This is a genomic window from Streptomyces cyaneus (assembly GCF_004028635.1).
Classification (GTDB): Bacteria; Actinomycetota; Actinomycetes; order Streptomycetales; family Streptomycetaceae; genus Streptomyces; species Streptomyces cyaneus.
In genome coordinates, this window is sequence record NZ_RQJW01000010.1 from 143,521 (window position 1) to 167,627 (window position 24,107).

19 protein-coding genes are annotated in these 24,107 nt (G+C 71.5%); 3 read left to right on the plus strand and 16 right to left on the minus strand.

The window, feature by feature from the left end; translation table 11 throughout:
• Positions 1-8: 8 nt before the first annotated feature.
• Both EHO50_RS32915 and EHO50_RS32920 read left to right on the plus strand, forming a co-directional pair.
• A complete protein-coding gene (locus EHO50_RS32915) occupies positions 9-1,541 on the plus strand; it encodes an ABC transporter permease (RefSeq protein WP_128434893.1) in 1,533 nt (510 codons plus the stop codon).
• Positions 1,538-2,608 (plus strand): ABC transporter ATP-binding protein, encoded by a 1,071-nt coding sequence (locus EHO50_RS32920; protein ID WP_128434894.1) that lies wholly within the window; start codon positions 1,538-1,540, stop codon positions 2,606-2,608. The genes EHO50_RS32915 and EHO50_RS32920 overlap by 4 nt, the downstream gene beginning before the upstream one ends.
• Positions 2,609-2,634: 26 nt before the next feature.
• Here EHO50_RS32920 and EHO50_RS32925 read toward each other — a convergent pair whose 3' ends face one another.
• The gene (locus tag EHO50_RS32925) at positions 2,635-4,284 is read right to left on the minus strand and encodes a purine-cytosine permease family protein (protein ID WP_128434895.1); all 1,650 of its coding nucleotides are present in this window, start codon (positions 4,282-4,284) and stop codon (positions 2,635-2,637) included.
• Between the two features lie 438 nt (positions 4,285-4,722).
• Here EHO50_RS32925 and EHO50_RS32930 point away from each other — a divergent pair, with 438 nt between their 5' ends.
• Positions 4,723-5,454, plus strand: a complete 732-nt coding sequence (locus EHO50_RS32930) for a phosphatase PAP2 family protein (protein WP_128434896.1) — start codon at positions 4,723-4,725, stop codon at positions 5,452-5,454.
• Positions 5,455-5,481: 27 nt separating this feature from the next.
• Here EHO50_RS32930 and EHO50_RS32935 read toward each other — a convergent pair whose 3' ends face one another.
• Genes EHO50_RS32935 through EHO50_RS33005 form a run of 15 tightly spaced genes read right to left on the minus strand, consistent with a single transcriptional unit; the run spans position 5,482 to position 24,107 of the window.
• Positions 5,482-6,825 carry a glutamate-1-semialdehyde 2,1-aminomutase gene (locus EHO50_RS32935; RefSeq protein ID WP_128434897.1) on the minus strand — a complete coding sequence of 448 codons (1,344 nt, stop codon included), beginning with the start codon at positions 6,823-6,825 and terminating at the stop codon, positions 5,482-5,484.
• 7 nt (positions 6,826-6,832) lie between these two features.
• Positions 6,833-7,384 carry a dTDP-4-dehydrorhamnose 3,5-epimerase gene (rfbC, locus tag EHO50_RS32940; protein WP_128434898.1) on the minus strand — a complete coding sequence of 184 codons (552 nt, stop codon included), beginning with the start codon at positions 7,382-7,384 and terminating at the stop codon, positions 6,833-6,835.
• Positions 7,381-8,634 carry a polysaccharide pyruvyl transferase family protein gene (locus EHO50_RS32945; protein WP_128434899.1) on the minus strand — a complete coding sequence of 418 codons (1,254 nt, stop codon included), beginning with the start codon at positions 8,632-8,634 and terminating at the stop codon, positions 7,381-7,383. Before EHO50_RS32945 ends, rfbC begins: the two co-directional genes overlap by 4 nt.
• Positions 8,631-9,578 carry a glycosyltransferase family 2 protein gene (locus tag EHO50_RS32950; protein WP_128434900.1) on the minus strand — a complete coding sequence of 316 codons (948 nt, stop codon included), beginning with the start codon at positions 9,576-9,578 and terminating at the stop codon, positions 8,631-8,633. The genes EHO50_RS32945 and EHO50_RS32950 overlap by 4 nt, the downstream gene beginning before the upstream one ends.
• Positions 9,575-10,873, minus strand: coding sequence for an MATE family efflux transporter (locus EHO50_RS32955; RefSeq protein ID WP_425472296.1), 1,299 nt, complete (start codon positions 10,871-10,873; stop codon positions 9,575-9,577). The genes EHO50_RS32950 and EHO50_RS32955 overlap by 4 nt, the downstream gene beginning before the upstream one ends.
• Complete coding sequence (locus EHO50_RS32960; RefSeq protein WP_128434901.1) at positions 10,870-12,168, minus strand: DUF4910 domain-containing protein; 1,299 nt, start codon at positions 12,166-12,168, stop codon at positions 10,870-10,872. The genes EHO50_RS32955 and EHO50_RS32960 overlap by 4 nt, the downstream gene beginning before the upstream one ends.
• Positions 12,165-13,190 carry an NAD-dependent epimerase/dehydratase family protein gene (locus EHO50_RS32965; RefSeq protein ID WP_128434902.1) on the minus strand — a complete coding sequence of 342 codons (1,026 nt, stop codon included), beginning with the start codon at positions 13,188-13,190 and terminating at the stop codon, positions 12,165-12,167. The genes EHO50_RS32960 and EHO50_RS32965 overlap by 4 nt, the downstream gene beginning before the upstream one ends.
• 3 nt (positions 13,191-13,193) lie before the next feature.
• Positions 13,194-13,844 (minus strand): PIG-L deacetylase family protein, encoded by a 651-nt coding sequence (locus tag EHO50_RS32970; protein WP_128435066.1) that lies wholly within the window; start codon positions 13,842-13,844, stop codon positions 13,194-13,196.
• Entirely contained in the window at positions 13,841-14,635 is a 795-nt protein-coding gene (locus tag EHO50_RS32975; protein WP_128434903.1) for a glycosyltransferase family protein, read from the minus strand. Before EHO50_RS32975 ends, EHO50_RS32970 begins: the two co-directional genes overlap by 4 nt.
• On the minus strand, positions 14,632-15,876 hold the full coding sequence (locus tag EHO50_RS32980; RefSeq protein WP_128434904.1) for a class I SAM-dependent methyltransferase: 1,245 nt from the start codon (positions 15,874-15,876) through the stop codon (positions 14,632-14,634). The genes EHO50_RS32975 and EHO50_RS32980 overlap by 4 nt, the downstream gene beginning before the upstream one ends.
• The gene (locus EHO50_RS32985; RefSeq protein WP_128434905.1) at positions 15,873-17,117 is read right to left on the minus strand and encodes a glycosyltransferase; all 1,245 of its coding nucleotides are present in this window, start codon (positions 17,115-17,117) and stop codon (positions 15,873-15,875) included. The genes EHO50_RS32980 and EHO50_RS32985 overlap by 4 nt, the downstream gene beginning before the upstream one ends.
• 2 nt (positions 17,118-17,119) lie before the next feature.
• The gene (locus EHO50_RS32990; RefSeq protein WP_128434906.1) at positions 17,120-18,391 is read right to left on the minus strand and encodes an O-antigen ligase domain-containing protein; all 1,272 of its coding nucleotides are present in this window, start codon (positions 18,389-18,391) and stop codon (positions 17,120-17,122) included.
• A 1-nt stretch (position 18,392) separates the two neighbouring features.
• Positions 18,393-19,919, minus strand: a complete 1,527-nt coding sequence (locus tag EHO50_RS32995) for a right-handed parallel beta-helix repeat-containing protein (protein ID WP_128434907.1) — start codon at positions 19,917-19,919, stop codon at positions 18,393-18,395.
• Positions 19,920-19,935: 16 nt separating this feature from the next.
• Positions 19,936-21,921 carry a heparinase II/III family protein gene (locus tag EHO50_RS33000; protein WP_128434908.1) on the minus strand — a complete coding sequence of 662 codons (1,986 nt, stop codon included), beginning with the start codon at positions 21,919-21,921 and terminating at the stop codon, positions 19,936-19,938.
• Positions 21,918-24,107 carry a bi-domain-containing oxidoreductase gene (locus EHO50_RS33005; protein ID WP_128434909.1) on the minus strand — a complete coding sequence of 730 codons (2,190 nt, stop codon included), beginning with the start codon at positions 24,105-24,107 and terminating at the stop codon, positions 21,918-21,920. The genes EHO50_RS33000 and EHO50_RS33005 overlap by 4 nt, the downstream gene beginning before the upstream one ends.

Genomic DNA, 24,107 nt, shown 5'->3' on the forward strand with positions numbered 1-24,107 from the left:
GCGTCCGCATGACCCGCGGGTCCGGCGCCGGCCCCGGCAGCAGACCCCCGCTCATCCTGCTCGTCCCCGCCTGCGTCGCCGCCCTGTTCGCCCTGCTGCCCCTCGGCTACCTCGCCGTCCGCGCCCTGGAACGCGGCCCGGCCTTCGCCTGGGACGTCGTCGCCGACGAACGTACCCTCCAACTCCTGGGCCACAGCCTCGGATTGACGGCGGTGGTCGTGGGGGCGTGTCTGGTGCTGGGTGTCTCACTGGCCTGGCTGACCGTGCGCACCGCACTGCCCGGAGCCCGCGCCTGGTCGGTGCTGGCCACGCTGCCGCTGGCGGTGCCGAGTTATGTGGCCGCGTTCGCCTGGCTGTCGGCCGAGCCGGACCTCGCCGGGTTCGGCGGGGCCGCCCTCGCCCTGACTCTGGTCAGCTTCCCGTACGTGCACCTGCCGGTCGCCGCCGCGCTGCGGGGCATCGACCCGGCACAGGAGGAGGCGGCGCGCTCCCTCGGCCACGGCCCGCTGCGGACCTTCGTCCGCGTCACGCTTCCCCAGCTGCGACCGGCGGCCGCGGGCGGGGCACTGCTCGTCGCGCTGTACGTGCTCTCCGACTTCGGTGCGGTCTCGCTGATGCGCTACGACACCTTCACCCGGGCCATCCACACCTCCTACCGGGCCTCCTTCGACCGCACCCCGGCCGCCGCGCTCAGCGTCGTCCTGGTGGTCATGACGATCGCGCTCGTCGCCGCCGAAGCCCGCACCCGTGGCCGGGCCGGCCACGCCAGGACCGGAACGGGCACCGCCCGCCCGGCAGTTCCGACCGTCCTCGGCCGGTGGCGTCCGCTCGCCCTGCTGTGGTGCGCGGCGGTGTCTGCCGTCGCCGTGGCCTTCCCGCTGGGCACCCTCGGCTACTGGCTGGCCGTCGGCACCTCGGCCACCTGGGACCTGGGCGGGCTCGCGGAGACCGCCTGGGCCACCTTCGGGGTCGCGGCGGCGGGCGCGGCCCTCACCACCGCCCTGGCACTGCCGGTCGGGGTGATCGCCGCCCGGCACCGGGGCCGCGGTGCGCGACTGCTGGAGCAGGCGGCGTACGCCGGCCACGCGCTGCCCGGCATCACGGTCGCCCTCGCGCTGGTCTTCTTCGCCGTGCGCTACGCCTACCCGCTGTACCAGCAACTCCCGCTGCTGGTCGGCGCGTACGCGGTCCTCTTCCTGCCGGTCGCGGTGGCCGCCACCCGCGCGGCCGTGCTCCAGGCACCGCCCGTCCTGGAGGACGTGGCCCGTTCGCTCGGCCGCCGACCGTGGCAGGTGCTGCGCGAGGTCACCGTGCCACTGGCCGCACCCGGCGTGGCCGCCGGGGCCGCGCTCACCTTCGTGGTCTGCATGAAGGAACTCCCCGCGACCCTCCTGCTGCGCCCCACCGGCATGGACACCCTTGCCACCCGGCTGTGGACCGAGACCGGCGCCGGATCCTTCGCGGCCGCCGCTCCCTACGCCGCCGCACTGATCCTGCTGGCCGCAGTCCCCTCCTACCTCCTGGGCAGGCACCGGACATGAACGACACGAACGAACTGCACATCGAAGGGCTCACCAAGTCCTACGGAGCCGGCGAGCCGGTCCTGCGGGAGCTGGGGCTCACCGTCCCGGCGGGCGCGCTGACCGCCGTCCTCGGCCCCTCCGGCTGCGGCAAGACCACGCTGCTGCGGATCGTCGCCGGATTCCTGCGCGCCGACGCGGGCACCGTCCGCCTCGGCGACCGGCTCCTGAGCGGGCCCGGTGTCCACCTGCCGCCGGAGCGCCGCCGCATCGGCATCGTGCCCCAGGAAGGCGCCCTCTTCCCTCACCTCACCGTCGCCCGCAATGTCGCCTTCGGGCTGACCGGCACCGACCGGGCCGAACGGCGACGGCGCACCGAGGAGATGCTGGAACTGGTCGGCCTCGCCGGGTACGGCGACCGCATGCCCCACGAACTGTCCGGCGGCCAGCAACAGCGCGTCGCCCTCGCCCGCGCACTCGCCCCGAAGCCTCAACTCGTGCTCCTGGACGAGCCGTTCAACGCCCTCGACAGCGCACTGCGGACGGGAGTGCGGTCGGACGTACGGGCCGCGCTGTGTGCGACCGGCGCCACGGCTGTCCTCGTCACGCACGACCAGCAGGAGGCCCTGTCCACCGCTGACCTGGTCGCCGTCGTACGGGACGGCCAAGTCGCACAGTGCGCGAGCCCGCAGGACCTCTACCGCCGCCCCGCCGACCCCTGGATCGCCGAGTTCGTAGGCGACGCCGTACTGCTCCCCGCCACCGTCGACAGCTACGGCACGGCCCGGACCGCCCTGGGCCCCGTGCCCCTCGCCACCCCGCCAGGCGGACCGAGCGCAGGCACGGTCCTGCTCCGCCCGGAACAACTCCGCCTGACCGACACGGACTCCGAGGGCACCGTCAGGGGCACGGTGACCGACATCTGCTACTACGGCCACGACGCCATGGTCACCGTGACCGTCGAGGGCCACGACACCCCGGTCGGCATCCGCGTCGCGGGCCCGCTCCCCGTCAGCCAGGGGGAGGAGACGGGCATCCGTGTCGTGGGGGAGGGGAGCCTCCACCGTGGCGGGGGCCTCCGTGGCTGACGGCGGAGCCCGTCCTCGGGGCTGACCTACGCGGTGGCCGGCAGGACGTGGTCGCCGACCTTGTCCGTGCTCAGGCACAGTGAGCAGACCACCGCGTCGTGGGTCGCGCAGGCGGTCACGTCGGGGCGCTCGTAGGGCTGGTGGCAGACGTGGCAGTCGTAGGTGACGGCGCTGGGGTTGCCGTCGGCGTCCAGCATCGGCTCGTCGATGCCGTCGTCGGTGCGGCGCAGGTAGTACCTGCCCTTGGTGACGATCGCCATCAGCGGGGTGAGGACGAAGGCGATGACGGCCGCGGCGACGGGGGAGTAGGGCTGGAGGGTGTCGCCGAGCGCGTGGAAGTACATGGCGATGGAGAGGCCGGAGGCGGCGACGAAGGCCACGACCCCCACCGGGTTGACGGCGTAGAGCATGCCGCGGCGGAACTCGGGAGCGTGCGGGGAGAGTTTGAGCAGGTACTTGTTGATGCCGATGTCGGTGGCCACGGTGACGACCCAGGCGATCGCGCAGTTCGAGTAGAAGCCCAGGATGTCGTTGAGGAAGCTGAACATGTCGGCTTCCATCAGGGCCAGCGCGAAGCCGAGGTTGACCAGGACGAAGACCATGCGGCCGGGGTAGTGCTTGGTGATCCGGGTGAAGGAGTTGGTCCAGGCCAGCGAGCCGGAGTAGGCGTTCGTCACGTTGATCTTGATCTGGCTGATCACGACGAGGGCCACGGCCAGCGGGATCACCAGCCAGGACGGCATCATCGCGTCGAAGGCGCCCTTGAACTGCTGGATCGGCTCCGGCGCGACCGAGGGTCCCACCTCGGCCAGGATGTACACGGCGAGGAAGACGCCGATGGCCTGCTTCAGCGCACCGAGCACCACCCAGCCGGGTCCGGCCATGACCACGGCGGTCCACCAAGCGCGCTTGTTCGCCTCGGTCTTGGGCGGCATGAAGCGCAAGTAGTCGATCTGCTCGCCGATCTGCGCGATGAGCGACAGGCACACGCCCGCGCCGAGGAGCACGGAGGCGGTGTTGACGCCGCCGTCGCCGTCGGTGCCCGCGTAGGCGAGGAAGCGGTCGACGGTACCGGGGTCGGTGGCGATCAGATAGACCAGCGGGCCGACCATCAGCAGCAGCCAGATCGGGGTCGTCCAGACCTGGAGCTTGCTGAGCGCCGTCATGCCGTAGATCACCAGGGGGATGACCATGAGCGTGGAGACCAAGTAGCCCAGCCACAGCGGCAGTCCGAGGCCGAGCTTGAGGCCCTGGGCCATGATCGAGCCTTCGAGGGCGAAGAAGATGAAGGTGAAACTGGCGAAGATGACGCCGGTGAGGACAGAGCCGTAGTAGCCGAAGCCGGAGCCGCGGGTGATCAGGTCGAGGTCGATGTTGTAGCGGGCGCCGTAGTACGCCAGCGGGAATCCGGTCACGAAGATGACGACCGCGGCGACGGCGATGGCCACGAGCGCGTTGCCGGTGCCGTGGGCCAGGCCGATGCCGGCGCCGATGGAGAAGTCGGCCATGTAGGCGATGCCGCCAAGTGCCGTGGTGGCGACGACCATCGGGGTCCAGCGGCGGTAACTGCGGGGCGCGAAGCGGAGGGTGTAGTCCTCCAGCGTCTCCTTGACCGCCTGGTCGGCGGCGGTCTTGGGCGTTCCTTGCGTCGTCTGTCGTGACTCGGTGGTACTCATACCACGTCTCCCGGTGGGGGGCTGGGTGCGGGTGCGGGTCCTGTGATGCAGTGGGGAGCCCCGCGTGGCGTCATCGACAGGACGGGGGAGCCGGCGGGCCGTCAGGAGTCGTTCCGGCGGTCCTGTATACGACTCTGATCCCACGGCCGATCACGCTAGAAAGCGGTTGTTACCGCTGATTCCAGTTGACGTGAACGCGATGTTTCCGCAGGTTCGGATATTCGGAGGGGGGCGACCGGCGACCGGTGATGTCGTGCGGTTCAAGCACGGAGGCGGGCTAGGGTGGCAAGCAGAGACTGACTCCGATGCCCTTGACCAGGGCAATGGAAACGCTGGCGAGTTCGGGGCCGCACAGGCTGATGGCTGCGGGGCGCGGCATCGCGGTAGGGGCGGATGACGTGGCGTCGGCCCCGACGGGAGGGGGAGGAGCCTCGCATCATGGCAGACGAGAAGGTCACCGAAAGCAGGCCGTTGATTCATGGATGCGGCCGGTCGGCGGCGCCCGCGGTGCTGCCCCCTTCGCTGCGCCCGTGGCTCGGACTGATCGCCGCCCTCGCCACGCTGGTGGTCGTCGTGCTCGGGGTTTTGTACGCCGGCCACAGTGAGCCCGGCAGGGTGGACAGGTGGATCGTCGAGCCGACGGCGGACAGTGTGCGGCCGCCGTGGCGCTACGTCGCTCTGGCCACGGACTTCCTGGGGGAGCCCGTGGGAGCGGCGATGCTCGTTATGGCCACCGTGACGGGCTGCCTGCTGCTTCGGCGTCCTCGCGCGGCGGTGCTCATCGTTGCCGGCGTCGGCATGGCCGTGGTGACGGCAACGCTGCTCAAGTCCCTGGTGGGACGCACCATCCACGGCGACGGCAACCTGTCCTACCCGAGCGGACACACCGCCTTCCTCACCGCGCTCGCCCTCGCGGTGGCACTGCTCGCGACTGGCCGGCTCGGCCTCGGCAGGACGGCCGGCACGTCACTCGTGTTCGTCGCGGCGCTGGTTGCCGGCGCCGCCATGGGCTGGGCGCAGGTCGCCCTGGGCGCGCACTACCCGACCGACGCCCTCGGCGGCTGGTGCACCGCGCTGGCGGTCGTACCGGTGACCGCGTGGCTGGTCGACCGGACGGCTGACCAGCTGGCCGATCGGATGGCCGACGCCGGTCAGCGCGACCGTCGCTGACGTCACGTCACGTCACGTCACGTCATGTCACGCCAAGCGGCGGAACACTGGCTTCACCGGCCGTCCGGCCAGCCAGGGGGTCGGGTCCCCGGCGTCCAGTGCCTTCCGGTACACCGCACACGCCTGGGCCACCACGTCGACGGTGTGATCGATGTCGGCTTCGCTGAGCGCGCTGCTCACCACGAACGACGGGGCCAGCACCCCGCCCGCGAGGAGCCGGCGCAGGAACAGGGTGCGGTACTGCTGCGACGGCTGCCCGCTCTCGTCGAGGGTGGCGAAGACCAGGTTGCTGGCCCGGCCCCGGACGACGATGTGGTCGCCGACGCCCATGCCGGCCGCGGCGTCGCGGACACCGGCGGCCAGCCGCTCGCCGAGGGCGTGCAGCCGCGCGGTGATGCCCTCCTCGACGTAGGTGGTCTGCACGGCCATCGCGGCTGCCAGGGAGTGTGTTTCCGCACCGTGCGTGGTGGACAGCAGGAAGACCCGGTCGCCGGAGTGACGCAGCCCGCCTCGCTCCATCAGCTCGCGGCGCCCGGCCAGCGCGGAGACGGCGAACCCGTTGCCCAGCGCCTTGCCGAAAGTGGAGAGGTCGGGGACGACGCCGTACAGGCCCTGGGCGCCCGCCTCGGACCAGCGGAAGCCGGTGATCATCTCGTCGAAGATCAGTACGCAGCCGTGCCGGTCGGCCAGTTCGCGCAGGCCCTTCAGGTATCCGGGCGGCGGCTCGGTGTGGGTGGCGGGTTCGAGGATCAGACAGGCGACCTCGTCCTGGTAGCGGGTGAGCAGCTCCTCCGTGGCGGCCAGGTCCCCGTAGGGGAAGGACACGGTGAGGTCGGTGGTCGCCGCCGGAATGCCGGCGGACATCGGCGTGGTGCCGATGAACCAGTCGTCGGTGGAGAAGAACGGGTGGTCGGCGCAGAGGGCCACCCGCGTGCGCCCGGTGGCGGCGCGGGCGAGGCGCACCGCGGCGGTGGTGGCGTCGGAGCCGTTCTTCGCGAACTTCACCATCTCGGCGGTCGGCACCGTGGCCAGGAAGCGTTCCGCGGCCTCGACCTCCACGATGGACGGCCGGACGAAGTTGCTGCCGCGGTCGAGCTCCCGCCGCACCGCCTCGACCACGCGGGGATGGGCGTGGCCGAGGCTGACCGACCGCAGGCCGGAGCCGTACTCGATGTAGCGGTTGCCGTCCATGTCCCACACGTGGGCGCCGCGGCCGTGGCTGATGACCGGGGCCAGGTCCTCGGGGTACTGGTCGTCGCCCTTGGCGTAGGTGTGCGCGCCCCCGGGGATCAGGGCGTGCAGCCGCTCGTTCGCCTGCCTCGACCGGGGCAGGGCGAACTCCTCGGCTTCTTCCGTGCGTTCGGTGTCCACGCCGACCTCAGCTCTCTCTTTGCTTCAGGACCTCGGCGAGGCTCGGCGCCTCCCGGTCCCGCTGGGACATCGATGTGACCGGCAGCGGCCAGGGAATGGCGAGCTCCGGGTCGTCGAAGGCGATCGTCACGTCCTCGGACGGATCGTGCGGACGGTCGATCCGGTACGAGGTGTCGGCGGTTTCGGTCAGCGCCTGGAAGCCGTGCGCGCACCCCGCCGGGATGTACAAGGTCGTCTGTGTCTCGCCGGACAGCTCGAAGAAGGCCCGGTTGCGGTATGTCGGCGAGTCGGGGCGCAGGTCCACGACTACGTCGAAGATCTGCCCGTACGAGCACCTCACCAGTTTGGCCTCGCCGGCGCCGGAGCGCAGGTGCATGCCGCGCAGCACGCCCCGGACCGAACGGGACAGGCTGTCCTGTACGAAGGCGTCCGGGTCGAGGCCCACCGAGCGGACCACGTCGGCGTCGAAGGTGCGGCAGAAGAAGCCGCGCTCGTCGGCGTACGGCGTCGGCTCGAACAGGTACGCGCCGGCGATCTCCGGGACTTCGGTCGCTTTCATGGAGTCTCCTGCCGGACGTGGGCTTGAGGTTGATCGGCCGCCGCCCCCGGGAACAGGGCCGCGGTCAAGGCGTTGAACTGGTGCGCGAGTTGACCGGCGGTGACCAGGTTCCGCTCGGCGAGGGTCCGCCGCAGCTGGGCCGAGCGCTTCTCCAGCGCCCGGAACTGCTCGAGCAGCCGGTCGGCGTCGACTGCGCGAGCCGGATGGCAGTACGCGCCCAATCCCATCCGTTCCATGAGCGCGTCGCTCTTCGCCGCATAGCTGAGGGCGAGCGTCGGCGTGCCGACCTTCAGCGCGCAGACCAGGTTGTGGTACCGGGTCGCCACCACGGTGTCGGCGGCCGCCGTCTCCTTCATCAGGTCGGCCAGCGAGACTGCCTCGGCGGCGGTGACCAGCGGCGAGTCCACCGCGTCGAGGATCGCGGTGACCACCGGCGCATCGCACTCGTCGCCGGTGAGCAGCCGGACCGGCCTGCCGTCCTCGACGAGCGTGCGGACGAAACGGGTTGTCCCGTCGAGGTAGCGCCGGTGGATCTCCTCGGCCCGGGCGCGGTCGTCGTTGCCGCCGTGAAAATCCATGACGCCGACGCAGACCGGGCCCGGCGGGTCCGGGGGGCCCGAGGGCGCGCTCGCCGGCGGCGTCGGCAGGGCGAACGCGAGGTCCGGGTAGACCTCGTCGCGCGCGGTGTCGACGCCCATCGCCCGCATCGCGTCGCGGGACTGGGAGTCCCGGTACGAGCGGTACGCGGCCAGCCGCGCCGACCAGCGCACCAGGGCCCGGGTCGGCCGGTCGCCGATCGGGGCGGCGCCGACGCCGACCAGCGCGACCCGGGTGCCGGACAGCCGGCCGGATGCGCAGAGCAGGAACAGCGAGTACGGGAAGCCCCACGGCCGCAGCGGCAGCGTGGCCTCCAGGACGCCCATGCCCGGCACGATCACCACGTCGTGCCGGCGCACCCAGGCAGCGGTGCGGAAGGCGTCGACGAGTTTGCCCAGACCCTTCGCCGCGATCGCGCCCGCACGCGACGCGGTCCGGTACTCCCCGCGGTACCAGTGCAGCCGTGCCGCGGGGATCCCGTACCGGGCCGCGACGACCTCGGGTCCGCCGCACAGGGCGTCCACGACCGCCTCCGGGTGCTCGGCGCGGAGATATCCGAGTACGGCCTCGAGCGACCCGTCGTTGCCGAGGTTGCCGGAGCCGAGCAGGCCGAACACCCCGACACGCACCGGCGTTTCGTTCGCAGGCGTCATGCACGCCTCCCCTCGCGGCCGGCGACGAGGGCGTCGACGGAGACGGCGAGCCGGCCCGGGTCGACCGGGGCGCGGTCCTCGACCCGCTCGCCGGCGCCCGGCCGGACCCGGCTGGTCATCCACGCGGCCAGATGGCGGTAGCACGCGCGCCGGTCGGCCGGCGACAACGGCGCCCGCCGGATCGCCGAGGCGAAGCCCCAGACGTACTCGGCGAGCAGCCGGGGCGTCGGGTGCAGCAGGCCTGCCCGGCGTGGGTCCAGGTTGACGCACCGGGAGCGCTTGGAAGGGTTCGCCCGCTCGGCGCGGGTGGGGTGGTCGCGGCGGAAGTACAGCAGCTCCGGCACCTGGTGGAACGGGCCGTGCAGGGTGATCTCGGCGACGAACGTACGGTCCGCGTGGTGGTAGCTGTCGTGCGGCTTCACCCGGCGCAGCACATCGGCCCGCATCACCCCGTAGAAGTCGTCGCCGCCGGGCTCGAACAGCAGACTGCGGAACCGCTCCGGTGCGTGCGGCGAGTCGGTGGCGAGACCGTACTCGTACGGGACCTTCACCTGGCCGTCGCCGTCGATGACCGCCTGGCCGGAGTGCGCGAGGATCACGTCCGGCCGCTCGTCCAGCGCCTGAACGCAGCGCCGCAGCAGGTCGCGGGCGTAAAGGTCGTCGTGCGAGGCCCACTTGAACAGCTCGCCGCGGCACTCGGTGAACACATAGTTGTGGTTCGGCGCGGCGCCGATGTTCCGGCGCAGCCGGATGTACCGGATACGCGAGTCCTGCGCGGCGTACTTGCGGCAGATGTCCTGCGTCCCGTCGGTCGAGGCGTTGTCGGAGATGACCAGCTCGAAGTCCTCGTAGGTCTGGCCGAGCAGGGCGTCGAGGGCCTCGGCGAGGTACTCCTCGCCGTTGTACACGGGCAGGCCGATGCTCAGCCGGGGTTGGGCGGTCATTGCGTCCTCAATTCGGGGATGGAGTTCTGGTGGTGCTCGCGCAGGGCGGACCGCAGTTGGAGCCACCACACGGCCGAGCCGCTGACGGTCGCGGCGGCGACGCCCCAGGCCGAGCCGACCGTGCCGGCCACGGCCGCCCCGCCGAGCCCGCCGATGACGTAACAGACGGAGGCGATCAGCTGGCTGCGCAGGCTGCGCCGGGCCATGCCGAGCGCGCGCAGCCCGGCCGCCGCGCCGGTGCCGAGGCCGGCGCCCGCGACGCCGAGCGTGACCGGCACGATGAGCTCCGAGGCCGAGCTCCAGACGCCGCCGAGCACGAACTCACCGCCCCGGTCGGGCACCAGCAGCAGCGCCCCGCCCCAGAGCAGCGCGGCGACGGCCTGCCCGCCGCCCAGCAGAAGGCAGAACCTGCCAAGCCGGTGCGGGGCCCGCCGCAGCACCCGTGCCGCCTCCGCGACGGTGACCAGCGAAAGGCCCATCAGCAGGGCGAGGAACGGGCCGAGCAGGAGTTCGGCGCCCCGGACCACACCCACGGCGCCGACTCCGACGATCGCGCCGAGCCCGTACGCCCGCAGCTGGCTCGCGCCGCTGTTGCTGACGTTCTCGACCAGGTACCGGTAGCCGAGGTCGCGGTGCTCGCGCAGCCACTCGCGCGCTCCGCTCATGTGGGGCCGGATGCCGGACTGGAAGCAGCCGTACACCGAGGCCACCGCGGCGGAACCGCCCCAGGCGAGCACGAATGCGGCCACGCTGCCCATGTGGGCCGCCACCACCATGGCCGGGACGAGCGCGACGCCCCACACGACGTCGTTGACGAACGCCTTCCGTCCGGCGCCTGCGGCGAAGAAGGCGAACCGCCAGGCGTCCTGCAGCAGCAGCCCCGGCAGCATGACGCCGAGGCAGGCGAACGCGGGCCCCACGCGGCCGCCGAGAGCAAGGCCGACCACCACAGACGCCGCGCCGAGGGCGGCGCCGACGCCGAGCGCGGTCCCTGACGACCGGGCCACCGCCGCGCGCCAGGACGCGTCCGACACGCCGCTGAAGCGCACCATGAGCGGGTCGGTGGCCAGCCCGCGGGAGACGTTGAGCACCACGCCGTACGTCACCCAGGCCAGGCTGAACACGCCGAACGCGGTCACGCCCAGCGAGCGGGCCACGTAGATGCCCACCGCGAAGTTGGACATGCTGGAGGCCGCCTGGTCGGCCAGTCCCCAGGACAGCCGGCCGGCGAGGGCCCGCTTGGCGGACCCGGCCGGTGTCGCCGTCTTCTGCTCCCCGGTGGTCATCGGCGTCATGCCTTGATCAACCCGGCGCCGTGCAGGGCGCCGGCCGCGGTGGCGACGGTGTCGAACGGCAGCCCCGACCGCTCGGCGACATCCAGCAGACTGTGCTCGCCGTCGGAGAGGTTGAGCACCCAGAGCATGGCCATCTGGGCCTGCTTGGTGTCGCTGCGGCCGCCGAGCGCGTCGTACAACCCACGCCGGCCCAACTGCGGTTCGCCGTAAGGGCTGAGGTTCAGATACCGCCGGTTGCGGTCGAGCACGGCGAACGCCTCGCGGCACACGGCAAGGGTGTCCGTCATCGCCTCCGGGGAGACGAAGTCCAGGTTGTCCGCCGAGGTGTGGTACTCGGGATAGCCCGCGTACGGGGTCCGGGTGAGCGAACCCACGCCCAGGTTGAACCCGGGCGAGCAGAACTGCCGCTCGTCGTAGCCGTACGGAGTGAACTCGGCGACGCGGTGCGGGCGTTCGGATGCGGCCAGCACATGCTGCATCACCCGGTCGATCTCCGCGTCACCGCGCCTGCTCTGCTTGTACGTCAGTCGACCCCGGTCGCCGGCGCAGGCCAGCACAAGGCCGTGCTTGACCCGCTCCACCCGCTCCGCGTTGCGGGCCAGCCAGGTGATCGCCCCGATGGTGCCGGGCGCGAACAGGAACCGGTAGGTGTAGTACGGCGTCTGCTGTGCCAGCGCCCGGGCCAGGAACGTCGCCACCGCGATGCCGGCCAGGTTGTCGTTGGCCAGCGACGGGTGGCAGACGTGGCAGGAGACGATCACCTCGTCGGGGACCTGCCCGGGGACCACGTGCTCGGCGTAGGTGAGATGGCCGTCGGCGAGGGTGGAGTCGACGCGCACCTCGTACTCGCCGTCCGGCATCGCGTCCAGGGTCTCCTGGGCCAGGCAGAACCCCCACTCCGGCTTGTAGTAGCTGGTGCGGTACGGCACCCAGGACGGGTGGTCCGGCAGGGTGTGCAGGTGTTTCCGCAGCTCGGCCAGCGGCATGGTCGCCGACACCGGCACGCTGTAGCCGAGCACGTGCAGGCTGGACGCGGCGAAGTCGACGACCCGGTTCCCGGCGCTGTCCGCGATGTACGCGTCCCGGACGTTCCACTCCTGCGGCACCGTCCAGTCGAGCACCTGCGTCCCGGTCGGCACCTCGTGCACCTGCAGCGGGATGTACTCCCCGACGATGTCCAGGGTGGCGCGCACACCGTCGCCGGTGATGCTGCGGCACAGCGGGTACAGCCGCTCGACCAGCGCATGCATCTCGTCGCCGGTCGAGGTCGTCGGCTGTGCGCCGGCCGCGGTCATCCGCGCCACCGCAGGGTGTCGTCGACCGTGCCGGCGTCGGACGCCGCGCGCAGCACGGCGAGTCGGGTGAAACGTCGGTCGAAGTCCTCCTTGGTCAGCCCGAACTTCCCGTAGGCGTCGGCGAGTTCGAGTGCGCCCCGCTTCACCGTCCACTCGCAGTCGAAGCCGGGTATCGCGGCCCGGAACCGGGAGAAGTCCACCCGGTACGACCGCGGATCGGCGCCGGTCTCCCCGGTGATCACCACCTTGGAGTCGGTCACCGCCTCGGCGACCTGCTCGGCGATCTCGGCGACCGTGACGTTGTTGACCTCGCTGCCGATGTTGAACGCCCGGTCGTGCACCGCTTCCCGAGGCGCGGTCAGCGCGGCCGTGAAGGCCCGTGCGATGTCGGCGGCGTGCACCAGCGGGCGCCAAGGGGTGCCGTCGGAGAGCACAAGGACCTCGCCGGACAGGAGCGCGTGGCCCACCAGGTTGTTCAGCACGATGTCGGCGCGCAGCCGGGGCGAGTAGCCGAAGGCGGTGGCGTTGCGCATGAACACCGGGGTGAAGTCGTCGTCGGCCAGCGCGTGCAGGTCGTCCTCCACCCGCACCTTGGACTCCGCGTACGGCGTCACCGGGCGCAGCGGGGCGTCCTCGGTCACCAGGTCGTCGCCGCCGGCGGCGCCGTAGACCGAGCAGGTCGACGCGTACAGGAAGCGCCCCACTCCGGCGTCGCGGGCCAGCCGGGCCAGCCGTACGGACGCGTGGTGGTTGATGTCGTAGGTGAGTTCCGGCGCCAGCGACCCCAGCGGGTCGTTGGAGAGCGCGGCCAGGTGGATCACGGCGTCCACCCCGGCCACGTGGTCGGCCGTGACGTCGCGCAGGTCCACCCGGTGCCCCTGTGGGTCCGCGGGTGTCGGGCCGAGGACGCAGTCGGCGAACAGGCCGGAGTCGAGGCCGACGACTTCGTGTCCGGCGGCCGTGAGGACCGGGGCCATCACGGTGCCCAGGTAGCCCTGGTGTCCGGTCAGTAGTACGCGCAAGGTTCAATCCCCCAGGTTGAGCGTGAGTTTGGTGACGGCGAACGCCTCGGCGTAGCGCTCGTGGCATTCGATGCCGCGGATCCGGGCCAGGCCGAGGAAGGCCTCCCGGTCGTACCACGGCCGGTGCCGCTGCGAGGGGTAGTGCTCCTGCAGCAGCCGTACCTTCTGTTCGGCGATCTCCGGCGTCAGCGGCTGGTAGGCCGCCGGACGGCCGAGATCGCCGTCCCACTTGACGATCTCGTAGCCGAGGACCATGTGGTCGCGGAACGCGGTGGGTATCAGCTTCGCCAGACCGCGGTGGTCCTGGTGCGCGTCGTCGGTGCGCGGGGCCAGGATCAGATCCGGGTCGGTCTGCGCGCGCAGTTCCTCGACCGCGGCCTTGGCCTCGTCCCAGTGCACGGGCATCCGGCCGTCGGGAAGCTTGTGCACGGTCAGCCGCAGGTCGGCGCCCGGGCAGAAGGCGGCGAGCGCGGCCTGCTCCTCCTGCTCCCGCTCGCTGCCGCCGCCGGAGAGCACCAGCGCGTCGACACGGAGACCCGGCCGCGCGTGACACAGCGTCAGCAGTGTGCCGCCTGCGCCGATGGCGATGTCGTCGCAGTGCGCGCCCACCGCGACGATCCGGTCCAGGCGCCGCCCGGCCCCGAGCCGGATCACGCGCTCACCGCCGCGCTGTCCCGCTCCCACACGGCCCACGGGCGGTCGCCCCGGGCGTAGGCCTCGTCGAGCGCGGCCCGCTCCTTCACGGTGTCGGTCGGCTTCCAGAAGCCGCGGTGCTGGTGCGCCACCAGACGGCCCCGCTTGGCCAACTGGGCGCATCCGTCGGCGACCAGGTCCCCGTTCTCCGGTATGTGGTCGAAGACCTCCTGGCGGAGCACGAAGTAGCCGCCGTTCTCCCACAGCGGCATGTCGCTCACCGCGGTGATGCCCCCCACCAGGCCGTCCTCGCCCAGCTCCACGCAGTGGAACGACGACTGCGGCGGCACCACCATCATCGACGCACCGGCGTCGCGCTGCGCGAACCGGTCGATCATCTCCGGCAGCGGAGCGTCGGTGAGCACATCGGCGTAGTTGGCGAGGAACATCTCGTCGCCGTCCAGGTGGTGCCGCACCCGGCGCAGCCGCTCCCCGATCGGTGACTCGATGCCGGTCTGCGCGAACGTGATCGTCCAGTCGGCTATGTCGGTGGACAGCAGCTCGGTCCGCCCGCCTCTCAGCACGAAGTCGTTGGACGTCGTCTCCTCGTAGTTGAGGAAGAAGTCCTTGATGTGGTGAGCCCCGTACCCGAGGCACAGGATGAACTCCTTGTGCCCGAAGTGCGCGTAGTAGCGCATGACGTGCCAGATCAGCGGTCGCGGCCCGACCATCGCCATCGGCTTGGGCACGTCGTCTGCGGCACCGCTCCGCATCCGCATCCCGTAACCGCCGCAGAACAGTACGACCTTCATCGCTTGACCTCGACAATGCTCAGTTCCGGGATGGGGAAGACCAGCCGGCCGCCCCAGTCGTGCACGAAGGAGAGCTGCTCGGTCAGCTCGGTCCGCAGGTTCCACGGGAGGACGAGCACGTAGTCCGGCTTGTCGGCGGCAATCTGCTCGGGCGGCAGGATCGGGATGCGGGTGCCCGGGGTGAACCTGCCGTGCTTGTAGGGGTTGCGGTCGACCGTGTACGGGAGCAGGTCGGGGCGGATGCCGCAGTGGTTGAGCAGGGTGTTGCCCTTGCCCGGGGCGCCGTAGCCGACGACCGTCTCGCCGCGCTCGGCCGCCTCGATGAGGAACTTGAGGAGGTCCCGGCGCACCTTGGCCACCCGGGCGGAGAACTCGGTGTACCCGGACAGCTCCTGCAGCCCGGTGGCCTTCTCCCGGGCCAGTACGTCGGCCACCCGTCGGCTCGGCTCGCCGGCGACCTCGGCCGGGCGGGCCCACAGCCGGATGGAGCCGCCGTGCGTGGGCAGCAACTCGACGTCCACGAGCGCGAGTCCGCCGCTCGCCAGGGCTCGGATCGCGGAGGCGACCGTGTAGTACTGGAAGTGCTCGTGGTAGATCGTGTCGTACTGGTTCTCCTCGATCAGGGTCAGCAGGTGCTGCACCTCGATGGAGACCCAGCCGTCGTCGGCGACCAGGGCGCGCAGCCCCTGGGTGAACCCGATCACGTCGGGGATGTGCGCGTACACGTTGTTGGCCACGACCAGGTTCGCCGGGCCGTGCTCCTTGCGCACGGCCGAGCCGGTCTCCGGGCTCAGGAACTCCGTGAGCGTGGGCACACCCGCCTCCCGCGCCGCCGCGCCGACGTTCACCGACGGCTCGATGCCCAGGCAGCGAATCCCCCGGTCCACCACGTGCCTCAGCAGGTACCCGTCGTTGCTCGCGACCTCGACCACGAAAGCGTCGGAGCCTTCGGTGTCGAGTCCCACCCGCTGTACGGCGTCGGCGACGAACGCACGCGCGTGCTCCACCCAGGAGGTCGAGTAGGAGGAGAAGTACGCGTACTCGGTGAACGTCTCCTCCGGCTTGATCAGCGGCGGGATCTGCGCCAGCCAGCAGTCGGTGCAGACCCGCAGGTGCAGCGGGTACGCGGGCTCCGGCTGGTCCAGTTGGTCCGCGGCGAGAAAGCTCTCACATGGTGGCGTCGCCCCGAGGTCGACGACGCTGGCCATCGCCTCCGAGCCGCACAGTCGGCATCGTGTCATCTACTGTCCCCATCCCCCCTGCTCGCGCGGGTGTCCCCGCCGCGAGCCAGTGCTGACCGCCCCGCGATCGCGGTGCGGTACTCGTCAACCAGGCGGTCGAGGCCGACCGCCGGGCTGAAACCCTGTTCGTACCGGAGCCGGGCCGCCCGGCCCATCTCCCGGTTGCGGTCCGGCCCGGCGGCGATCCGGCGTAGGCAGGACGCGAGCGAGGCGGACTCGCCCGGCCGGTGCAGCAGCCCGGTGACGCCGTCCTCGACGAGTTCGACGAAGGCGCCGTGACCGGCGGCGACGACCGGGACCCCCGCCGCCATCGCCTCCACGACCACCAGGCCGAACGCCTCCAGCCACGTGGACGGAGCCACCACGGCGACCGACCGTGCGATGGCTTTCTGGCACTCCGCCGTGTCGTACAGGCCCACGTACCGCACGTCGTCCCGGCCCGCCGTCCAGGCCGTCACCTCCGGCTCCAGCGGCCCCGTGCCGGCGATCACGAGCGGCACGCCCACACCGCCGCTCGCCGCGAGCTCGTCCCACGCGGCCATGAGCAGCCGTACGCCCTTGGCCTCGGCGAGCCGGCCGAGGTAGAGCACATGCTCGCCGTCGCCCACCCGGCGGTCGTCCGGGTCGGGCACGAAGTTGTGCTTCACCGCCAGCCGCTCGGCCGGCATGCCGGCCCGCACCAGGACGTCGCGCTGCGCCGCCGAGATACAGAAGAACCGCTCCACGCCGGACCACCACCGCCGCCGGTTGACCGACAGGCTGACCGCGAGCGGCACCGTCGCAAGCCGCGAGTTCCGGTAGCAGCCGTGCCGGACGGCGGGCAGCGGCGCCGCCGATCCGACGCACTCGGTGCACGGCCGGCCGTCCCGCTGCAGCGTGCCGGGCGGGCAGACCTGGGTGTAGTTGTGCAGCGTGGCGACGGCGGGCACGTCGGCGTCGGCGCAGGCGGCGAGGACCGCCGGCGACAGGAGCGGGAAGACGTTGTGGACGTGCACCACGTCCGGCCGTTCGCTGCGCAGCTTGGCAGCGAGCTCCGTGCGGACCGCCGGGTTCCACGGCACAAGGAGCGGCACCGCGACCTTGCCCAGCAGGGACCGGGAGGCGATGTCGTCGCTGCGCCGCTCGAACATCTCGACCCGGTGGCCGGCCGCGCGCAGCAGCTCCACCTCCTGGTCGACGACCTTGTTCTCCCCGCTCGGCTGCGCCGAGGCGTAGCGGTTGTGCACCACGAGGACGTGCATGCTCAGGTCACCTCCGATTTCTGGGCCCAGCGCGGGATGCGTCGTGGAGGGACCTCGGGCGTCGAGACTTCGCGCGTCGCAAGGGGAGTGGCCGCGGCAGGTGCCGCCAACAGCGAGGCGGCCAAGGCCAGATGCAGCAGATACGGCGAGGCGTCGCCAAGACCGGCCTCGGTGTACGACGCGATCGCGCAGTAGCTGATCAGGAAGATCGCGCAGGCCCGCTGCAGCGACGGTGGCCGCAGCAACGCCACGCCGCCCAGCACGATGATGAACGCCGCGACGACGGTGACGCCGATCAGACCCTGCTCGTTGTAGACGGCCAGCCAGCTGTTGTCGATCGGCAGCCCGCCGAACGACTTGTCGCCCAGGCCCGCGCCGAACAACTTCTCCGAGGTCGACCGGGGCGCAGCCAGCAGGGCGTCCCAGACCTTGGCCCGACCGGTGAGGTTGGAGAAGTTCTCCTTGCTCTGCCCGCGCAGGAACCACGCCTGCAGCGCGGAGGCGAACCCCACCGCGGCCACCACGGCACACAGCACCGCCCAGGTGAAGAACCGGCGGGCTGCGGCGCTGGTCAGGATGAGCGAGCCGATCGCCAACACCAGCCCGATGAGCAGGCCGAGCGTGGCCGTCCGGGTATGGGTCAACGCGAGCAGGACGAGTGACGGCACGATGACCACCGCCGCGCTGGTCCGGTCGGTGCGGCGGCCCAGTACGAGCAGCACGGTGAGCCCGATGATCACCGCGGCGTACTGTCCGATCTGCGGCGGGGTCAGCGGCCACAACGCACCGACCAGCCGTCCGCCGTAGAGCTCGGGCATGGCCGCGCCCGGTGAGATCAGCAGGCCGGCGGCCACCGACCCGAGCACCGCGAAGTACATCCGGATGTGGTGCCGGACGAACGTCAGGCCGCCGTCCCACCAGCGGCTGAGCAGCCACAGCGTGCCGACGAAGAGAGCCAGCCGGGCGCACCGGAACAGCGCTCCGAACCCGGACTCCAGGTCCGCGCTGGAGATCACGCTCAGCACCAGCAGCAGGGTGAGCAGGAGCACATAGGCGCTGGCTCGAATACGCAGCTGGAGATTGACGGCGAGCGCCAGCGTGAACGCGGCGACCAGGGCGCCCATGGTGACCATCTGGATGAGGGAGCGGGGCAGCGGGACGATGGTCTTCGCCCCGGCGGAGCCGAGCGTGTTGAGGACCAGCAACCCCCAGACGACCCCGACGATCTTCGGTGTGCCGGCCGGGCGCCGCTCGGCGCCGGGCTGTGTGCTCATCTCAACCACCGGCCCGTGCGCGGAAGGTGCTGCCCGCGTCCTGCCGGTAGGACTTGCCCTGCCAGCGCGCGGAGTTGAGCACCTGGCTCGTGTCCTGGGCGACGAACTTCCAGGGGCCGACGTAGACGTTGTCGTGCCAGCGGTTGTCCTGCTCGTGAGTGATCGCCTCAGCCACCTTCTCGCCCTTGTAGGGCGACCAGTCCGGATAAGTGCCGTAGTTGGCGAGCACCGCCATGCGGTCGCACTTCTCCGTGCACTTGACGACGGCCTTGTCCAGCACGAAGCGGTTGTCGTGGATGTCCACCCGCTGGGTCTTCCACCGGCAGTCGGCGTAGAGCGGTGGCTTGCCGATCGCCGGCTTCACGCAGCGGTCGGTGTCCTTCACCAGCAAGGTGCAGTCGCCCGACGAGGTGTTGGCCGGGCTGTTGCAGAACCGGTCGGCGTTCTCCCACAGGGTGATCCCGGACCAGTTGTTCTCCAGCACGTTCCGGTAGATCTCGATCTTGTCGGTGCGGGCCCGGACCCGTGGCTCGCCCCCGGACTCGGACACATAGACGGTCGCGAACGGGAAGGTATCGCCCGCTTTGGCTTCCCGGCGGCCCTCGACCCAGTTGTTCCGTCGGATCGTGTTGTTCCGGATGACCGCGTTGTAGCTGGTCTCGTAGATCAGCGCGGCACCGTCGTTGGCCTCCAGCACGTTGTTCTCGATGCGGAAGTCGTTGTTGTTGGTGTCCGCCCACAACCCTGTTCCGCGGTTGTCGTGCACCCAATTGCCCCGTACGTCGGCGCCGTTGACGGCCCAGAACTTGATGCCTCCCGTGCAGCCGCAGCCCTCCCGCCGCCGCTCCCAGTCGCCGGTGTTGTTGCCCACGATCTCGTTGCCCTCGACCACCAGGCCGCTGATACGGCCACCGGTCTTGTACGCGTTCATGCCGTACTGGCCGTTGTCGCGCAGGCAGTTGGCGCGGACCTGCTGGCGGGCACCGGCCATCAGCCCGGCGCCGGAGTTGTACTGGATCGTCGCGTGCTCGATCACCCACCCGTCGGCCGAGTCATGGTTGACCACGCCCTCGTCGTGCGGCGCGACGAACCGCTGCACGGTCAGGTAGCCGAGGGTGACATCGCGGGCGGTACCGCCGAATGCGTACTGGTTCTTCTTCCCGCCGTCGAGCACCGCGCCCGGCGCACCGAGGTAGCGGTTCCCCTCCTTGGGGATGACTTGGGCGTAGCGGTCCGGGTCGAGCCTGTGCTTGCCGGGTCGAAGCCAGAACGTGGTGTTCGGGGGGTTGCTCTTGGTCTTCTCGGCCAGGTCACCGACCACCGCCGGGTCGACCGTCACCGCACCCGCCGGCGCCTTCGCCGGCCCGGCGGAGGGCTTGGCGCACACGCGGGCCACGGCCACGGATCTGGGTGGCGCAGCGGTCCGCTCCGGCTGGGCGCCCGCCGTGCTCGTACAGCCGGTCGCCGACAGCAGGGCCAGCGCCAGCGGTGCCGCCGGCAACGCCCAGTTCCGCCACTTGTTCCCCACGCGTCCTCCTCCCTCTCTAGCCGTGGAACCTGAGCACGGTGGTGAAGCCCTCCGCCCCGTCGGCGAAGCCGGTGCCGACCAGCGTGGTGGCGGGTTCCTTGCGCCCGAATCCGGCGGAGTACCAGCCCAGCGGCGGGTCGGTCTCGCCGCGATGCGCCTGCCAGGACAGCTGCCCGGGCAGGTCGAGCACTGCGGAACGGTCCTCGCCGTCCCGGGTCCAGGTGAGCTGTGCCCGGTTCCCGACCAGGTCCGCAGCGATCGCCGGACCGAGGTGGAACGCCAGCTGCACGGCCCGGCGCGGGCCACGCACCTCGTCGACCACCCTCAGCTCCTGGCTCGCGGGCGTCAGCTCCACCCGGCGGCGGTGCACGGAGCCCTGGTAACCGTCGTGCTCGGCACACCAGCGGGCCGTCCCCCCGTCGGAGGCGTCGGATGTGTCCACGGCCAGGACGCGGCTGTTGGCCTGCCGGGTCCACAGGAACGGGCCGCCGGAGACGGACTGGTCACCGCTGTCCAGCTGCAGGGTGTTGTGGCCGAGGGTCGACCGGAAGTACTGCCGCCACTCGGGCTGCCCGTGGTAGCAGTACGTCCCCGGGTCGGCGAGCACGTCGACCCCGTCGTGCCGGACTTCCACGGACAGCGCGTCGGCGTGAGCGTGCGCGGCGATGGACAGGAAGCCGTGCGGGCCACCGTCGCAGCGGCACCAGATCTCCCCTGTCTCCCCAGCCTTCCCCGGACCGCGCAGGATGGTCATGCCCGCGTCGGCGAAGTGGCCCGGTCGGCTTGCCGGGCGGGTCACTGCCGGCGCGGTTCCATCCTTCGAGTACGGCCGGATGAGCGCGGCCAGCAGCGGGGTGCGCACATCGGTGCCGGTCACCGTCGGCCACCAGGTGAGCCGGCCGAATACGGCGTCCCCGGTGGCCAGCAGCGAGGCCCAGCGGTCGGTGCCCGCGCCGTCCAGGACCAGACCGTGCCCGTCGTCCGCGTCCCCCTGGCGCGGCGGCCGTAGCCGGTTGTCCACGACGGCCGCGAGCGCGTCGGTCATCCGCAGCAGCACCAGCCGAACGGTCGCGGGGACCGGCACATCGGCGGCGTCCGCCTCGGCCACCGCGGCCAGGCCGAGTTCCAGCACGAGTCCGTGATACTCGGTGGCCAGCTCGCGGTTGAGGCCGGAGAGGAACGTGTTGCCGCGCAGATGCCGATCCAGCGACCGCAGCGCGTCGGCCCGCCAACGCTGCGAGGAAGGGAACCAGCCGAATGCGCAGGCCGCTGCGAACTGCCCGGCGGCCTCGGCGATGACGTGGTTGTTCGCCGAAGACCCCCGGCTGGGGAAGGCGGCCAGCCAGCGCTGGTGGTGCCAGATCTGGTTCAGCGCCACCGGGTTGTCCTCGAACAGGCCGGCCGCGCCCGACCAGCCGTCGAGCAGCCGGCGGATCCACACCCACGACAGCAGCCGGATGCCCAGCTCGATGCCGCTGATCCAGTGCACGCCCCGCAGCGGCGGGTTGGCCGCCCACCACGACCGCAGATGCTCGGCCACGCGCTGCGCGTACCGCTCGTCCCCGGTGATCGCGTAGGCGGCGGCGAGCTGGGTGAGGTACTGATGCCGGGACGGCTCCCAGATCTGCTTGATGTCGCCGACCGTGTCCTCGCTGCGGTACGGCACGTCGAATGCGTAGCCCCCCGAAGCCCGGCGCCCGGTCTTCGGGTCGCACCACCAGTCCGGGTCGACGAGGTCGTCGCGGACCACCCCGAAGTACTCGGCGTGCCCGTCCATCAGCCGGTCCGCCTCGGCGATGAGACGTTTCGCGGCGTCCGGAGGCACTGCGGCGATCGTCCCGACGGGCAGTACCGCGGTGAACCGGGCGCCGGTCACGCTCGGGCAGTCGGGCCGCGCCGACCGCCACCGCCGCCTGCGCACCGCGTCGCTGACCCGGCCCGCGACCTCCTGCGGTCCCATCCGGGACAGCCGCCGCAGGTACCAGCCCGCGCTCATGGTCATCGTGCCTGCTCCAACGTCACCGGCGCACCGCCGGCCAGGCCGGCCTGCACGGCGAGGGTGGCCGCCGTGGTGGCGACCAGCGACTGAAGCGGCACCGGCATCGGTCCGCCGGTCCGCACGGCCTTGACGAACGCGGCCAGTTCGGCGTTCTGGCCCTTGTCCCGGGCCTTGGGCAGCCGCGAACTGACCCACCGCTTGCGGCGGCCATCGTCGTAAACAGCGGCGCGGACGAAGTCGTCGAGCCGCAGTGCCTTGCCGTCCGCGACCAGGTCCAGCGTCTCCTTGGGGAGGCTGGCCGGGCCGGTGGTGACATAGCTGATGGTGGCGGTGGACCCGTCCGGGTAGCGCAGTACGACCTGAAGGTCCTCGTTGCCGGACGGGGCGACCGCGTACACCGAGACCGGGTCGGCCTCGAGCAGCCAGCTCGCCGTGTCGATGAAGTGGCCGCCCTCGCCGGCGAACCGCGAGCCCTCGGTGCCCTGTTGGAGGTACCAGCTGCCGTGCTGCAGCCGGCCCGCGTTGACCAGGTAGCGCAGGTTCGCCGGGCCGGTCCGGGCGCCGAACCGCTGCTTGGCCTCCTGCAGCAGCGGAGCGAACCGGCGGTTGAAGCCGACCTGCAGCCGGTCGTTGCCGGACTCCTCCACCGCCGCGAGCACGCCGGCCAGCTCGTCCTCGGTGAGGGCCAGGGGCTTCTCCACGAACACCGTCTTGCCGGCCAGCAGCGCCTTTCGGGTCAGTTCGGCGTGCGAGCTGTGCCGGGTGACCACGAACACCGCGTCGATGGACTTGTCGCCGAGCACGGCGTCGAGATCGGTGGTCGCCTCGGCGAAGCCGAACTTGCGCTGCGCGTTGGCCGCGGACAGAGCCGTCGTGGTGACGACGGTCGACAACTCGACCCCGTCGCGCTGTGTCAAATGCGGTAGCAGCATCGACGTCGCGTAGTTTCCCGCGCCGACGAACGCAAGGCGCACCGGCGTCTTGGCGGCCCGGGCCGGACCCCTCTTCACGCTCACCGCGGGCACGGCCACCGCCGGGGCCGCCGCTTCCTCCGCTTGCCCCGCGTGCTCGGGGTAACGGAACAGCACGGCCACGGCCTTCAAGTCGCCGTCCTTCAGGCGCTGGTACGTCTCGACCGCGTCATCGAAGTCGGCGATATGGGAGACCAGGGGCTCCACGTCGACGCTGCCGCGGGCGACGAGGTCGAGGAAGCACGCCAGGTTGCGGCGCTCGGTCCAGCGGACGTAGCCGATCGGGTAGTCGCGCCCCTCCAGTTCGTACTCCGGGTCGTAGCGCCCGGGGCCGTACGACCGGGAGAACCGGACGTCGAGTTCCTTCTCGTAGTACGCGTTCCACGGCAGGTCCAGACGGCACTTGCCGATGTCGACGACCCGGCCGCGGTCCCGGCAGAGCCGGGCGGCCAGCTCGACGGGCTGGTTGCTGCCGCCGCCGGCGGCCAGGTACACCTGGTCCACGCCGTGACCGCCGGTGAGTTCGGCGACGGCGGTCTCCACGGCCGCTGACGCGGGATCGCCGCAGGCCGCCGCGCCCAGACGCTCGGCCAGCTCGCAGCGCACCAGGTCGGGATCGGCCCCGACGACGCGGACTCCCGAGGCGGCAAGGAGCTGCACCACCAGCTGCCCGATCAGGCCGAGGCCGATGACCAGTGCCACTTCGCCGAGCTGCGGCTCGCCCTGGCGGACGCCCTGCATCGCGATCGACCCGACGGTGCCGAAGGCCGCGTGCCGCGGCGCGAGGCCGTCCGGCACCGGGACGTAGAGGTTCTTCGGCACCCAGTTCAACTCGGCGTGCAGCGCGTGCTCGTTGCCGGCGCAGGCCACGAGGTCGCCGACCTTCACATCGTCGATTCCGGCGCCGACCTGCTCGACCACCCCGCACAGCGAGTAGCCCAGCGGTGTGTAGGAGTCCAGCTTGCCCATCACCTTGCGGTAGGTGGCGGGCACCCCGTTGGTGGCCACGCTCTGCATGACCTTGGCCACCTGGTCCGGCCGTGAGCGGGCCTTGCCCAGCATCGACATGCCGGCCTCGGACACCTTCATGAGCTCGGTCCCCGTGGAGATCAGCGAGAAGGCGCTGCGGACCAGCACACCGCCCGGCTTGCACCCCGGTACCGGCACGTCGAGCACCGCCAGCTCGCCGCTCTTGTAGTTCTGTACAACTTGCTTCAC

Excerpts from the sequence above, each read along its gene's own strand:
- EHO50_RS32950 (WP_128434900.1), bottom strand. The coding sequence starts at position 9,578 with ATGACCGCCCAACCCCGGCTGAGCATCGGCCTGCCCGTGTACAACGGC.
- EHO50_RS32985 (WP_128434905.1), bottom strand. The coding sequence starts at position 17,117 with ATGCACGTCCTCGTGGTGCACAACCGCTACGCCTCGGCGCAGCCGAGC.
- EHO50_RS32930 (WP_128434896.1), top strand. The coding sequence starts at position 4,723 with ATGGCAGACGAGAAGGTCACCGAAAGCAGGCCGTTGATTCATGGATGC.
- EHO50_RS32975 (WP_128434903.1), bottom strand. The coding sequence starts at position 14,635 with ATGAAGGTCGTACTGTTCTGCGGCGGTTACGGGATGCGGATGCGGAGC.
- EHO50_RS32915 (WP_128434893.1), top strand. The coding sequence starts at position 9 with ATGACCCGCGGGTCCGGCGCCGGCCCCGGCAGCAGACCCCCGCTCATC.
- EHO50_RS32990 (WP_128434906.1), bottom strand. The coding sequence starts at position 18,391 with ATGAGCACACAGCCCGGCGCCGAGCGGCGCCCGGCCGGCACACCGAAG.
- EHO50_RS32960 (WP_128434901.1), bottom strand. The coding sequence starts at position 12,168 with ATGACCGCGGCCGGCGCACAGCCGACGACCTCGACCGGCGACGAGATG.
- EHO50_RS32955 (WP_425472296.1), bottom strand. The coding sequence starts at position 10,873 with ATGACGCCGATGACCACCGGGGAGCAGAAGACGGCGACACCGGCCGGG.
- rfbC (WP_128434898.1), bottom strand. The coding sequence starts at position 7,384 with ATGAAAGCGACCGAAGTCCCGGAGATCGCCGGCGCGTACCTGTTCGAG.
- EHO50_RS32920 (WP_128434894.1), top strand. The coding sequence starts at position 1,538 with ATGAACGACACGAACGAACTGCACATCGAAGGGCTCACCAAGTCCTAC.
- EHO50_RS33000 (WP_128434908.1), bottom strand. The coding sequence starts at position 21,921 with ATGACCATGAGCGCGGGCTGGTACCTGCGGCGGCTGTCCCGGATGGGA.
- EHO50_RS32945 (WP_128434899.1), bottom strand. The coding sequence starts at position 8,634 with ATGACGCCTGCGAACGAAACGCCGGTGCGTGTCGGGGTGTTCGGCCTG.
- EHO50_RS32925 (WP_128434895.1), bottom strand. The coding sequence starts at position 4,284 with ATGAGTACCACCGAGTCACGACAGACGACGCAAGGAACGCCCAAGACC.
- EHO50_RS32980 (WP_128434904.1), bottom strand. The coding sequence starts at position 15,876 with ATGACACGATGCCGACTGTGCGGCTCGGAGGCGATGGCCAGCGTCGTC.